Raw genomic sequence first — 13,742 nt, 5'->3', positions numbered from 1 at the left:
CGGGCATGTGACACAAAAGATCGTCAGTTTTCAACTCTTGTTTATGCAAGTGGTGCGCCGGTTGCTGCCAATGGCAGGTAATAATCTGCAGGAAAGCAGGCCTGGTCGCGGGCATCGGTGTTGAATGGTGGCTTGAGGCCACCCTGATAATACTGCTGTACAAGGCTGTGATAGCGGGCTTCGGGCGCATCTCCGGCAATGTTGCAGACGTGTTTGAACCAGCGCATGCCGGTGGCGACATGGCCGATTTCGTCGGTGTAGATGATTTTCAGAATCCCGGCACTGATTGTGTCGCCGGCAGAATTCAACCGGTCGATCATGCCGGGCGTGACGTCGAGACCGCGGGCCTCGAGCACCAGCGGCGCGATCGCCAGCCTGGCCGCCAGATCGTGCCGGGTCGTGCGCGCGGCGTCCCACAGCCCGTCATGGGCGGGCAGCTCGCCATAGGCACTGCCCAGCGCTTCGAGCCGGTCGGCGATGAGGCCGAAATGGCGCGCCTCGTCATCACCGACATGGATCCAGTCGCTCAGGAAGTCGAGACGCTTGGCCTCATCCAGCGCCGGATCGGCGCCAAAACGGACCGCCATGTCGAAAGCCAGGTCGATGGCGTTGAATTCGATATGGGCGATGGCGTGGAGCAGGGCGATGCGTCCCTCCAGAGAGCCGAGCCGCCGGCGTGGCGTCTTCCCGGGGGGAACCCGTTGCGGCCGTTCGGGGCGGGCCGGATTTTCCGCCGGTCCGGCAGCGGGCCAGGGCGACGGCCAGCTTCGGTCCCCGTCCGCCAGGCTGCGGCATACGGCGCGCGCCGCGGCGGCCTTGGCGCGTGGATCAGGGGTCTGCAGGACCGCAAGGGCCATCTCACGCAAATCGGCCGCCTGGCCGTTCATTCCGCCAGCGCCTGGACCGCCGCCAACACGGTCTCGACATGGCCCTTGACCTTGACCTTGTGCCAGATCTGCACGAGCCGGCCATCGGCGCCGATCAGAAAAGTCGAGCGATCAATGCCCATATATTCGCGGCCATAGAGTTTTTTCAGCACCCAGGATCCATAGGCCTCGATCACTGCGCCGCTCTCGTCCGAGGCGAGGATGACAGCTAATTCATGCTTGGCCTTGAATTTATCATGTTTTTTCACGCTATCCTTGGAGACGCCGATGATCAGGGCACCCGCCTTGGCGAAGTCTGCGCTGGCCTGGGAGAATTCGATGGCTTGCGTTGTGCAGCCCGGGGTGTCGTCCTTCGGGTAAAAATAGAGAACAATCGTTTTGCCGAGGAGTTCGCCCAGATCGACCTCGCCGCCGCCATCGGTGGCCAACCGAAAATGTGGAGCCAAGTCGCCTGTCTTGAGATCGCTCATCTATCCCCTCCTGCCGCCGCCTGGACGGTCGTTTGTGCTGCCGCCCAGTGTGCGCGTCCTGCTGCCTGCGTCCAGTCTTGACGCTGCGCGAGGCCTGGCCTGATGCTGCGAAGATCGATCCGTCTGTCCGTCATCTATACCCTTGAGGCGGTCGCGGTCCTGCTGACCCTGGCGATCTTCGCCGTCGGCGCGCTTCTGGTGCGCTTGTCGAACGGTCCGATCGAGCTGGACTTCCTGCGCGAGGATGCGCAAAAAATGCTCGCCCAGGCCTTCGAGGGCGAGCTGGTGGCGCTCGGGGCACTGGAGGCGCGATTCGATCCGGAGACCCGTGCCCTGGTGATCCTGGCGCGTGATGTCACCGTTGCCGAAAGCCATGGTGAAGTGATTGCGCGGGCACCGCGCCTGGAAGCCGGCTTTGCCGTTCAGAGCCTGTTATTCGGACAGGTTGAGCCGGTCACAGTCAGCATTTCGGGCGGGTCGATCTCGATCGTGCGCCGCGCCGATGGTGCGGTCGGGGTCGGGCTTGGCAGTGTCGAGCGGGTTTCGGCCACGGCGCGGCTGCCGGCGCGCGGCGGTGATGACAGTGCCTCGCTGTTCCAATTGCTGCAGGAGCCGGCGCGTCCGGGTGGCATGCTTGGCGAGTTGCGTCATGTGGATATCGAGAACGCCTCGGTTCGCATCATTGATGGTATCACCGGGATCGCCTGGCTGGTCGATGCGGCGAGCGTTGTACTCGACCGTGATGACAGCCGAATTCGCGCCGAGCTCGCGGGCCAGCTGGCGACGCCGTCCGGATTTGCGCCGCTGGAGGTGAGGATTCAGGCCGGTGCGGCGCTCAATACCCTTTTGCTGGAGGCGCGCGTCTCCGAGCTGTCGCCAGCAGCGATTGCGCCGGCCAATGGTCCACTCTCGGTCCTGCGCGTCCTCGATGCGCCAGTCAGTCTTGATCTTCTGCTGAATGCGACCCGTGAATCGGGCATTCGCGGCGCGTCGATCAATCTCGATATCGGTGCAGGAAATGTCATTCGCGATGGCGAGTCGACGGCCTTCACAAGCGGTCGGATTCGCATGGACTTCGATCCCGATGCCGCCGAGCTGACCCTGTCGGAAGCGCGCGTCGTCTCCGACGTCTTCACCGCAGAGCTCAGCGGCCGGATGTTCGAATTGTCCGATTATCTCGGCGCGCTGCCGATGCGCTGGCGTTATCAGCTGACCGCCGGGCCGGGCCATATCGATCTTGGCGGCGTGTTCGAGCGGCCGCCGGTCTGGACCGGGCTGGAGCTGGCCGGGGCGGTCGATGTCAATCAGGCAAATATCCAGCTGGAACGGCTCGATGTCGACCTTGGACCGATCCAGGCGCGGCTCTCCGGCGAGACCTCACTCTCGGAAGTCGACGATGGACGCTGGCTCCCCAATCTGCGTCTGAGCGGCCCGATCGAGGGCGATGTCCAGCCAGAAACCGTGCTGGCCTATTGGCCGGTCCTGCTGGCCGATACCGCCCGGGTGTGGATCCGGGAGAGTATTCTGGGCGGCCATTATTTCAACGCCCGGCTCGACCTCGATATTGATGCGGAATCCATTGCCGCCGGGGCGCTGGCCGATGACCGCTTGACGCTCGGTTTCGATTTTGAAGACGCCGTGGTGCGCTATGTGCCGGAAATGACCGTGCTCGATCACGGGCGTGGCCATGCCATCTTGCGCGGCAATGCCTTTGAAGTCGCCATGACGAGTGGCCGTATCGGCGATATCGAATTGTCCAACGGCGTCGTCGATATCCCGCGCCTGAATCCGAAAGGCGCCCGGGCGCGCTTCGCCGGCGTGGCGCGGGGGCATGCGAGCGATATCCTGGCGCTGATCGATGAGCCGCCACTCTTTCTGACCTCCGATTTCGGCGTCCCCTCTGACATTGTTGATGGCCAGGCCGTCGTCGAATTCGAATTCCGCCGGCCCATGCTCGATGATGTCGATCCGGAGGATATCCCCTTCAATATCAACAGCACGATCGAGGACGCCTCGGGCGTCGTCCCTGGCACGGGCTGGGCGTTTGCCGATGCGAGTGTGCAGCTGCATGCGGACCAGGACGGGCTGACGGCCAGCAGTGACGGCATCGTTCTGGAGACTCCGGTTCACTTCGTCTGGAGCGAGAATTTCCGTGCAGGCCCTGATGAGGCCGCGACCGCATTCGAGCTGACGGCCAGCGTCGGCGCGCGTACGTTTGACCGTCTCGGAATTCCCGCCCGGCGTTATCTGGGCGGCGAAATCCATTTGCAGGCGCGGGCTACCGGTGCCGGCATGGGCGTCAGCGAGATCCGTGTCGATGCCGATTTGCTTGATGCCAGTCTTGAGGCGCCCGGCGGTGTCTGGGGCAAGCAGGCCGGCGAACCGGGCCAGGCGGGCTTCACATTGCGATTGCTGGAAGCGGGCGGTTTTCAACTCGAGGATTTCGAGACCCAATCGGCCGGGCTCTCGATCGCGGCGACAGCACGATTATCGCCCGAGGGACGCCTGGTGACCGCGAATTTCGAGCAGTTCCAGGTCGATGAGTTGATGGATCTCACCGGCAGTCTGACCGGGCCGGTCGAGGCGGGCGAGGCCTTCACCGCCCGCATTGCTGGCCGCTATCTCAATATCCGCGACTGGACCCCCTATCTGCGCGATCTCGGCGGTGGTGAGGGCGGGATGATGCCGCTCTCGGCGACGCTGGATGTCGGACGTTTGATCGTGTCTGACCGTAGCCAGCTGGACGACTTCAACCTGATCTGGCGCAGCGAGGCGGCGGGCATAAGGGCGTTTTCGCTGGACGGAACGGCCAGCGATGGTCCGCTCCAGGCCAGTTTTGGCGCCGGTCCGGATGGCGGCGTGCGCGAGCTGCGCCTCGAGGCCCAGTCGGTTGAAAGGATTGCGGCCATGCTTGGCGGCGAGGGCTATGCCCGTGGCGGGCGGGTTTCCGTACTGGGCGAAGCTCCACCTCTGGGCACGCCGGGCCCGCTGACCGCCCGCGTTGAGGTCCGGGACCTGACCCTGGTGCAAGTGCCTATCCTGGCGCGCATCCTCGCCGCGGGGTCCTTCGAGGGATTATCGGCCCTGCTCAATGGTGAGGGAATTGAATTCGACGCCATTGATGCCAGTGTGATGTTCGAGGATGGTCTGTTGACGATTGGCGAAGCGCGGGCCCGCGGCAGCGCGCTCGGCGTAACGGCAAGCGGGACGGTGGATTTTGCCAATCAACGCGCCGCGATCGATGGCAATCTCGCCCCGTCCTATGTCCTCAATTCCCTGCTCGGTGAGCTGCCGCTGATCGGCGATATGCTGGTCTCCAGACCGGGCGAGGGGATTATCGGCATTGTCTATTCCGTTGAGGGGCCGTTCGACAGCCTCACTGTCTTCGCCAACCCGCTTTCGGCCCTGGCCCCGGGTTTTCTGCGCCGGATCTTCGAAGGCAGCGCCGCCGACAGGGCCGCGCGCGACCGGGCGGATGCGCAGAACGAGCCGATCCCGGAGATATTGCCCGAGGAAGTCTTGCGCGAGCTCGAACCGGTTCCGGGCCCTGCCAGCCTACCGGAGACCGCAGCCCCGGCCGAACCGGATCCGGGCTAGCCGGCGGCCGGCTTGGCGAGGGCGTGACGTTTCTTGCCGATCGACAGCTTGATGGCCCCGTCCTGCACCATGTCAGCGCGCGCGATCGCCATCGGGTCCGTCAGTGTTTCGCCATTCACCTTGGCCGCACCGGCCTTGATATGACGGCGGACCTCGCCATTCGAGGCGGCCAGGCCGGCCTCGACGAACAGGCTCACCAGCGAAACCTCGCCCCCCTCCAGACCCGCGAATTCAACCGTCGGCAGGCCGGCCCCGGCACCGCCCTGGGCAAAGGTCTGTTGTGCGGTCTGCTCGGCTTCGCGGGCCGCTGCAGCGCCATGCATCAAACTCGTTGCCTCATTGGCGAGACGGATTTTCGCGATATTGATGTCTGCGCCTTCGAGCGCTTCCAGCGCTGCGATCTCGGCCATCGGAACATCGGTGAACAGGCGCAGGAATTTGCCGACATCGGCATCTTCGGCATTGCGCCAGAACTGCCAGTACTCATAGGCGCTGAGCTGGTCGGCATTGAGCCAGACGGCGCCCTCGGCGGTCTTGCCCATCTTCGTGCCCGAGGCGGTGGTGATCAGCGGTGTGGTAAAGCCGAACACTTCGGCCTGGTCGACGCGGCGGCACAGCTCGACGCCATTGATGATATTGCCCCACTGGTCGCCGCCGCCCAGTTGCAGCGTGCAGCCATGACGGCGCAGGAGTTCGAGGAAATCGACCGCCTGCAGCAGCATGTAGTTGAATTCGAGGAAGGTCAGCGGCTGCTCGCGGTCAAGCCGCAGCTTGACTGAATCGAAGGTCAGCATGCGGTTGATGGTGAAATGCGGCCCGAACATGCGCAGGAATTCGATATAGCCGTATTGCGACAGCCATTCGTCATTATCGACCACGATGGCGTCCGTCGGGCCATCACCGATTTTGACCAGCGCATCGAAGGCGGTCAGGATCGAGGTCTTGTTGGCCTGGATCTGGTCGTGGGTCAGCATGGAGCGCGTCTTGTCCTTGCCGGACGGGTCGCCGATCTTGGTGGTGCCGCCGCCCATCAGGATGATCGGCTTGTGGCCGGCCTGTTGCATCCGGCGCAACATCATGATCTGCACGAGTGATCCGACATGCAGGCTCGCGCCGGTCGCGTCGAAACCGATATAGCCGGTGACAATCCCTTTCATCGCGGCCTCATCAAGGCCTTCGAGATTGGTGGACTGGAAGTGGTAGCCGCGCTCGACCAGCGTCTTGACCAGATCGGATTTGTATTCGCTCATGACGTCTCTCCTGATACATGGGCTTCTAGGTCGACATTGGATGCGAGAAAAGAGGGCCCGCGCATGAAATACGTGATCGGATTGATGAGCGGGACGTCGCTGGACGGCGTTGACGCGGCCCTGATCCGCACTGATGGCGAGCGGATTGCCGAATTCGGCGCCGGAGACATGCACGCCTATACCGGGTCCGAACGCGCTATCCTTCAGGCGGCTGTCGATGCGGCGCTGGCCTGGAATTTCGAGGGGGAAGAGCCCGATTTTTCGGACGCCGAGGCCGTGTTGACGTCGAGCCATGGCGATCTGGTCGCAGCCGTTATCCGCGCGTCCGGTCTGGAGGCGCGCGATATCGCCCTGGTCGGTTTTCATGGACAGACCGTCCTGCACCGGGCCCCGGCGGGCCGGCACAAGGGCAAGACCCGCCAGATCGGCGATGGCGAGGCCCTGGCCGCCAAGACCGGCATTGATGTCGTTTATGATTTTCGCAGCGACGACGTCGCTGGCGGCGGTCAGGGCGCGCCGCTGGCGACACTCTACCATGCCGCGCTGGCGGCGCAGGACCAGCTCGAATTGCCGCTGGCCGTGGTCAATCTGGGCGGCGTCGCGAATGTGACCTGGCTGGCCAAGGACAGCGAGCCGGTCGCTTTCGATACCGGGCCGGCCAATGGTTTGATCGATGCCTGGTGCCAGCAGCGGCTTGGGACCAGCCATGACAGTAATGGCGAACTGGCAGCTCGCGGCAAGATTGACCCGGCAGCATTGAAGGCCCTGATGAAACATCCGTTCTTCGCCAAGACTCCACCCAAATCACTTGATCGTTGGGACTTCTCGCTCGATCCGGTCCAACATCTTGGTGACGCTGATGGGGCGGCGACCCTGACGGCTTTCACAGCCCGCACCGTCGCTGCCGCGATCGATCAGCTGGGCCAGCCGGGACGGATTCTCGCGACCGGTGGCGGGCGGCATAATCCTGTGCTGATGCGGATGATGGGCGAGGCGATGGGGGTGCGGCCCGAGGCGGTCGAGCGGGTCGGCTGGCGCGGCGATTTGCTGGAGGCGGAGGCCTTTGCCTGGCTTGCTGCCCGGGTTGCGGCTGGCCTGCCGACCAGCCTTCCGTCAACAACCGGCGTGTCGCGGCCGACTTGTGGCGGCAGGATCGCCCACCCCCGATCCTGAACCGGGCGATGAAAAAACCGCCGGCCCGAAGGCTGGCGGTTTCGTCAATCTTCAGTCTGCACGAAAGCGCCTGTCAGCGCTTGCCGGTGATCTGGCGTTCGGAGCGTTCCTTCTCCACAAGCGGGATGCGCTCGTCGAGATAGGTATTCATCCGCCGCTCAAGCTCGGGCAGGTGTTCGGTGAAGAGGTGGTTGGCATCCGGGATGATATCGCGTTTGATCTCGATCCCTTTTTGCACGCGCACTTTCGACATCACCCGTTCGACATCATCGGCCGGCACAATCTTGTCGGCGCCGCCATGGACGATGATGCCGGAGGCCGGGCAGGGGGCCAGGAAGGTGAAATCATACATATTGGTCGGCGGGGCGACGGAGACGAAGCCGGCAATCTCCGGACGCCGCATCAAAAGCTGCATGCCGACCCAGGCGCCAAAGGAGTGGCCCGCAACCCAGCAATAGCGCGCAGTGGCGTTATAGCCCTGCACCCAGTCGAGCACGGTGGCCGCGTCGGACAATTCGCCCAGACCCTGGTCATAGCTGCCCTGGCTGCGGCCGACGCCGCGGAAATTGAAGCGCAGGGTCGCGAAATTCCGCTTGCGGAATGAATCATACATCATCTCCACCAGCGGGTTTTCCATATGCCCGCCGCCGAGCGGATGGGCGTGGAGAATCAGCGCGACCGGCGCCGTCGGGTCTTCGCTTGGGCTGTAACGCCCTTCCAGCCGGCCGGCCGGGCCGGGAATGATTACGTCAGGCATTCAGTCTCGCCTTCCTGGGTGGTACCACTGATTTTCGCGTGACCATGCGGCAATTCGCGCCTTGTAACGGTGCGAAACCGGGGCCATATACTTGACTAACCTACTCGGATATTGGACTCGCATGCCCACCAATGAGCGCGCGCCCTTTCCGAAGGGGCGGGTCTTAGCATGATCGGTATGCGAGATGCGAGTGTTTAAGGAGGCAAACGCATGAAGCTGAGCACCAAGGGGCGTTATGCCGTCATGGCGATGGCCGACCTTGCAGCGGCGAGCGGTGGCGGTCCGGTGACCCTGGCAGAGATCGCCTCGCGCCAATCCATCTCCTTGTCCTATCTCGAACAATTATTCGCCAAGCTGCGACGGGCGGAGGTCGTGACCAGCGTTCGCGGGCCGGGCGGGGGCTATCGCCTGAGCCGTCACGCTGGCGAGATCCGCATTTCCGACATCATCACCGCGGTCGATGAACCCTTGCGCGCAACGCGTTGTTCCAATGCCAAGGGCTGTCTGGCTGACGGTCGCCGATGCGTCACCCATGATCTGTGGGACGAGCTGGGTCGGCATATTTTCCTCTTCCTCAGTTCAGTCACGCTGGAAGACGTCACCGAGCGCCGCCTGCTGGGTTCGGCGAGCGGGGCAATCGGGCGGCTGGAGCGGTTGATGGATCCCGGCCTCAACCAGGAGGCGGCTCAATAATATCATGCGCCTCTATCTCGATCATAATGCTTCCACGACGATCCGGCCGCAGGTGATTGCGGCAATGGCGGACGCGATGGCGCAGACCGCCAATCCGTCCTCCGTGCACCGCGATGGCCAGAAGGCCGCGCGCGCCGTCGAGGATGTGCGCCGTGTCATTGGCCGCTTGCTGTGCGCCCGGGCCGAGGATGTCATCTTTACCTCCGGCGGCACGGAAGCGACCAATCTCGCCCTGCATTCCGCCATTGATGCGGGCGGTGCCAAACGGCTGATCGTTTCGGCGCTGGAACATGAAGCCATCGCCGCCACGGCGCGCGCCTCGGGCCTGCCGGTCGAGACCTTGCCGGTGACGCCAGCGGGGCTTGCCGACCTGGCCTGGCTGGAAACGCGTCTGGCAAGCTGGGATGTCGGGCGGGACGGGCGTCCTGTGCTGGCCCTGATGCTGGCCAATAACGAAATCGGCACGATCCAGCCGGTCGCGGCTGCGGCGGCGATGATCCACGCGCAGGATGGCCTGGTGATCGTTGATGCGATCCAGGCGGTGGGCAAGATTGCCGTCGATTTCGCCGCGCTGGGTGCGGACTATATGGCGATCTCGGCGCATAAATTCGGTGGACCGCAAGGCATTGGCGCGCTGGTCGCGGCCTGCAATGCGCCGCTCTCGCGCCATCATCATGGTGGTGGCCAGGAAAAGGGCCGCCGCGGCGGCACGCTCAATGTTGCCGGCATTACCGGACTGGGCCGGGCATTGGAGCTGGCGGTCGCCGAGCTGGATCAATTCGCAGCGCTGGCCCGCTGGCGCGATGCCCTTGAGGCCCGCCTGAAGGGGGCCGCGCCGGAGATCGAAATTCTCGGGCTTGGCGCGCCGCGCCTGCCCAATACGCTGTCCATTGCGCATCCGTCCTGGAAGGGCGAGACGCAGGTGATGGCGATGGATCTGGCCCATATCTCGATCAGCGCCGGTTCGGCCTGTTCGTCCGGCAAGACGCGCGGATCCAAGGCGGGCCTGGCGCTCGGGCTTGGCAGCGATGCCGCAGAAGGCCTGATCCGGATCAGCTTTGGCTGGACCTCGAATGAAACCGACATCGATACGTTTGCGCGCGCCTGGACGGCTGCGCACACCCGTATCGCCCTGAAAACAGCAGTGAACGCCTGAAGGCGGTAGGAAATATGGCAGCGATCAAACAAACCATCGACGATGTCCGCGAGCTGGAATCCGGCAAATACAAGTATGGCTTCACGACCGATGTCGAACAGGACATCGCGCCGAAGGGCCTGAATACCGACATCATTCGCTATATTTCTGCCTCCAAGGACGAGCCGCAATGGATGCTCGACTGGCGCCTGGCCGCCTATGAGCGCTGGCAGGAAATGAAAAATCCGGAATGGGCCAATGTCCGTTTTCCGGAAATCGACTACCAGAATGTCCGCTATTATGCCGGCGCCAAGGGCGGGGTGAAATACGAGTCGATTGATGACGTGCCCGAGGAAATCCTCGCCGATTTCGCCAAGCTGGGCATTCCGCTGCGCGAGCAGGAAGTCCTGCTCGGGGTGAAGGGTTCTGAGAACAAGGTCGCGGTCGATGCCGTGTTCGACAGCGTCTCCGTCGTCACCACTTTCAAGGCCGAACTGGCCAAGGCCGGCGTCATCTTCTGCCCGATCTCTGAAGCCCTGCGCGATCATCCCGAACTGGTGAAGAAATATCTCGGCACGGTGGTTCCCGCGTCCGACAATTTCTTCGCGACGCTCAATTCGGCGGTCTTCTCCGACGGTTCCTTCGTCTATGTGCCGCCCGGCGTGCGCTGCCCGATGGAGCTCTCGACCTATTTCCGCATGAATGCCGAAGGCACCGGCCAGTTCGAGCGCACGCTGATCATCGCCGACAAGGGCTCTTACGTCTCCTATCTGGAAGGCTGCACCGCGCCGATGCGCGACGAAAACCAGCTCCACGCCGCCGTGGTCGAACTGGTCGCGCTCGACGATGCCGAGATCAAATACTCCACCGTGCAGAACTGGTGGCCCGGCGATGCCGATGGCAAGGGCGGGGTGTATAATTTCGTCACCAAGCGTGGCGATTGCCGCGGCAAGAATGCCAAGATCTCCTGGACCCAGGTCGAGACCGGCTCGGCGATCACCTGGAAATACCCGTCCTGCATCCTGCGCGGGGAGAATTCGCGCGGCGAGTTCTATTCGATCGCCGTCACCAATGGTCATCAGCAGGCCGATACCGGCACCAAGATGATCCATCTCGGCAAGGGCTCGACCAGCCGCATCATTTCCAAGGGCATCTCCGCGGGCAAGTCCGACCAGACCTATCGCGGCCTGGTCTCGGTGCATGCCAAGGCGGAAGGCGCGCGCAATTTCACCCAGTGCGACAGCCTGCTGATCGGCGATACCTGCGGCGCCCACACCGTGCCCTATATCGAGTGCAAGACGCCGAAAGCCATTCTCGAACACGAGGCGACGACAACGCGCCTCTCCGAAGACCAGCTTTTCTATGCCCGCCAGCGCGGCCTCTCCGAGGAGCAGGCGACGGCGCTGTTGGTCAATGGGTTCGTGCGCGACGTATTGCAGCAATTGCCGATGGAATTTGCCGTCGAGGCGCAAAAACTCCTCGCGGTCAGCCTTGAGGGGAGTGTGGGATGAGCCTGATCAACAAACTGACTGTGGTTTGCGCTGCGGCGCTGGCGCTGGGCGCCTGCGATGCGGCGACCGAAACTGTGGCGCTGGCCGCCATGGCGCCGGCTGAGCCCGAAGCAGAAGTCTCCGAGCGCGGCGGCGATGCCTGGTGTGATGAGTTCGCGGAGGGCGAGGGCGCCGGCACCGATTGCGCCCTGCGTGTCGATGATCAGCGCTTCGTCTATCTCGATTATCTCACCGACGAGGATGGCTATGCCTCGCAAATGGTGCTGACGCAGCACAGCTTTGCCGGTGACTTGCTGGCGCGCTCCGAACCGATCGATGTCGAGCCGGTTTATGGTGTGGCGGCCCTGCGCGATCTTGATGGCAATGGCGCGGCTGAGCTGTTAATCCCGCTCTTCGCCGGCAATGTGAACACGGTGTTCGCGGTCTGGCGCCAGGATGCGACCGGCCTGTTTGCGCCGGCCGGCGAGCTCTCCAGCTATGGCATCGACAGCCTGGAAACGCGCGAGGGTCTTGTCATTGCGCCATCGCGTGGCAGCGCTGTCACCCATTACGAGACCGCCTCGCGCTTCGGCGCTGACGGGCTCGAGACGGTCTATGAAATCGAGATCAATTACGAGACCCGCAGCTGCCGGCTGACCGACGCAACTGGCCTGGAAGCGGCCGGTATCGACGGCGATGCACTGGTTTCCGCCTGCGAAGACCGCGACTGGGAATAACGCATGTCCGCCGCCAAACCTTTGACCCCTGAGGAGGGGAAAATGAGCTTGAAAAACCGCATCATGCTGGCGCTTGGCTGCTGTGCCCTGATTGGCGGCGCCGGCTGTACGCAGGATTTCGATCAGCCCGACTTCGTCCATGATGAAGGCCAGCCCTGGTGCGATGAGCTCGATGCCGGCATTGGTTCAACCGATTGCGCCCTGCTGCATGGCGAGGATTATCTCATCTTCTTCCAATACGCACCGGCGGCTCGCGGCACACGCCTAATGGTTAATCTCAACACGCTGGAAGGCCAGGAAGTGCAAAGCTTCGGTCCGATCATGATCGAAGGCGCGATGGCGCATCCCGCCCTGCGCGACATCAATCATGATGATCGCGACGAGCTCTTCATTCCCCTGATGACCGGCAATGTGAACACGCTGTGGTCGGTCTGGCAGCAGGATGATGAAGGCCTGTTCCACCGCGCCGGCGAATTGTCGGGCTTCGGTGTCGAGGCGTTCGAGATCCGCGACCGGCTGGTCATCAGCCGCTCACGCGGCGATGTGGCGACCAGTTATGAAACTGCCAGCCGCCTGACCGCTGACGGGCTTGGGACCGTCTATGAAATGCTGATTGACCATGCTGCCCGCGATTGCCGCCTGCTCGACCAGAGCGGGATGGCCGCCATGCGGTTGAACGCATCGGCCGTCGTCGCGGCCTGCGAAGCGCGCGACTGGTAGCCCTGAACACGATCTGTAGCCCGGCGATATGCGCCACCCGATATTGACGATTGCAAGAGAGTAAAAATGCTTAAAATCAACAACCTGCACTGCAAAGTTGAAGCTCAGGATGGGGCGGAGAAATTCATTCTCAACGGGATCTCGCTCGAAGTCCCCGCCGGCGAAGTGCACGCGATCATGGGGCCGAACGGCTCGGGCAAATCGACGCTATCCTATGCCGTCACCGGCCGCGATGGTTATGAGGTCACCGAGGGTTCGATCAATTTCAATGGCGAGGAGATCGGCGAGATGGCGCCGGAGGAACGCGCCGCGCGCGGGCTTTATCTCTCCTTCCAGTATCCGGTTGAAATCCCCGGCGTGCCGACTTTGATCTTCCTCAAGGAAGCGCTCAACGCCCAGCGGACGGCGCGCGGCGAGGCCGAGATTTCGGCACCGGACTTCATGAAGCTGGCGCGGGAGAAGGCCAAACAGCTCTCCATCTCGATGGACATGCTCAAACGTCCGGTCAATGTCGGCTTTTCCGGCGGCGAGAAGAAGCGGCTGGAAATCCTGCAGGCGCTGATCCTGGAGCCGAAATTCCTCATCCTCGACGAGACCGATAGCGGGCTCGATATCGATGCGCTCAAAGTGGTTGCCGACGGCGTCAATACGCTGCGCTCGCCGGGCCGGGGCATGCTGGTCATCACCCACTATCAGCGCCTGCTCGATTATATCAAGCCCGATGTCGTCCACATTCTGGCCGCCGGCCGCATCGTCAAATCCGGCGGTCCCGAGCTCGCGCACGAGCTGGAAGCCGAAGGCTATGACAAATATATCGGCGAGGCGGCCTGACC

Annotated in this window: 12 protein-coding genes; 8 read left to right on the top strand and 4 right to left on the bottom strand. The window is 63.1% G+C overall.

Going from position 1 to position 13,742, the window contains the following annotated elements; genetic code table 11:
• Window positions 1-41: 41 nt before the first annotated feature.
• Window positions 42-887 (bottom strand): ferritin-like domain-containing protein, encoded by an 846-nt coding sequence (locus AAC023_RS00140; RefSeq protein ID WP_339736875.1) that lies wholly within the window; start codon window positions 885-887, stop codon window positions 42-44.
• On the bottom strand, window positions 884-1,357 hold the full coding sequence (locus tag AAC023_RS00135) for a peroxiredoxin (RefSeq protein WP_339736873.1): 474 nt from the start codon (window positions 1,355-1,357) through the stop codon (window positions 884-886). Before AAC023_RS00135 ends, AAC023_RS00140 begins: the two co-directional genes overlap by 4 nt.
• 102 nt (window positions 1,358-1,459) lie before the next feature.
• Here AAC023_RS00135 and AAC023_RS00130 point away from each other — a divergent pair, with 102 nt between their 5' ends.
• A complete protein-coding gene (locus AAC023_RS00130; RefSeq protein ID WP_339736871.1) occupies window positions 1,460-4,954 on the top strand; it encodes an AsmA-like C-terminal region-containing protein in 3,495 nt (1,164 codons plus the stop codon).
• Here AAC023_RS00130 and tyrS read toward each other — a convergent pair.
• Window positions 4,951-6,204, bottom strand: coding sequence for a tyrosine--tRNA ligase (gene tyrS, locus AAC023_RS00125; RefSeq protein ID WP_339736869.1), 1,254 nt, complete (start codon window positions 6,202-6,204; stop codon window positions 4,951-4,953). The two genes, AAC023_RS00130 and tyrS, sit on opposite strands and share 4 nt — an antisense overlap.
• A gap of 63 nt (window positions 6,205-6,267) precedes the next feature.
• Between tyrS and AAC023_RS00120 the strand changes: the two genes are divergently transcribed.
• The gene (locus AAC023_RS00120; RefSeq protein ID WP_339736867.1) at window positions 6,268-7,377 is read left to right on the top strand and encodes an anhydro-N-acetylmuramic acid kinase; all 1,110 of its coding nucleotides are present in this window, start codon (window positions 6,268-6,270) and stop codon (window positions 7,375-7,377) included.
• 73 nt (window positions 7,378-7,450) lie between these two features.
• Here AAC023_RS00120 and AAC023_RS00115 read toward each other — a convergent pair whose 3' ends face one another.
• Window positions 7,451-8,134 (bottom strand): alpha/beta hydrolase, encoded by a 684-nt coding sequence (locus AAC023_RS00115; RefSeq protein ID WP_091770868.1) that lies wholly within the window; start codon window positions 8,132-8,134, stop codon window positions 7,451-7,453.
• A gap of 210 nt (window positions 8,135-8,344) precedes the next feature.
• Here AAC023_RS00115 and AAC023_RS00110 point away from each other — a divergent pair, with 210 nt between their 5' ends.
• From AAC023_RS00110 to sufC, 6 genes are all read left to right on the top strand, one after another.
• A complete protein-coding gene (locus AAC023_RS00110; protein ID WP_339736861.1) occupies window positions 8,345-8,827 on the top strand; it encodes an Rrf2 family transcriptional regulator in 483 nt (160 codons plus the stop codon).
• Window positions 8,828-8,831: 4 nt separating this feature from the next.
• Window positions 8,832-9,983 (top strand): cysteine desulfurase family protein, encoded by a 1,152-nt coding sequence (locus AAC023_RS00105; RefSeq protein ID WP_339736859.1) that lies wholly within the window; start codon window positions 8,832-8,834, stop codon window positions 9,981-9,983.
• Window positions 9,984-9,997: 14 nt separating this feature from the next.
• Window positions 9,998-11,473, top strand: a complete 1,476-nt coding sequence (sufB, locus tag AAC023_RS00100) for a Fe-S cluster assembly protein SufB (RefSeq protein WP_339736857.1) — start codon at window positions 9,998-10,000, stop codon at window positions 11,471-11,473.
• Window positions 11,470-12,189, top strand: coding sequence for a hypothetical protein (locus tag AAC023_RS00095; protein ID WP_339736855.1), 720 nt, complete (start codon window positions 11,470-11,472; stop codon window positions 12,187-12,189). Before sufB ends, AAC023_RS00095 begins: the two co-directional genes overlap by 4 nt.
• Window positions 12,190-12,231: 42 nt before the next feature.
• Window positions 12,232-12,909, top strand: coding sequence for a hypothetical protein (locus tag AAC023_RS00090; RefSeq protein ID WP_339736853.1), 678 nt, complete (start codon window positions 12,232-12,234; stop codon window positions 12,907-12,909).
• A 66-nt stretch (window positions 12,910-12,975) separates the two neighbouring features.
• Window positions 12,976-13,740, top strand: a complete 765-nt coding sequence (sufC, locus tag AAC023_RS00085; protein ID WP_339736851.1) for a Fe-S cluster assembly ATPase SufC — start codon at window positions 12,976-12,978, stop codon at window positions 13,738-13,740.
• The last annotated feature ends 2 nt before the right edge of the window (window positions 13,741-13,742 follow it).

It is taken from the genome of uncultured Maricaulis sp. (assembly GCF_963976135.1).
Taxonomy (GTDB): domain Bacteria; phylum Pseudomonadota; class Alphaproteobacteria; order Caulobacterales; family Maricaulaceae; genus Maricaulis.
This window is presented reverse-complemented; position numbering and strand designations above follow the sequence as displayed.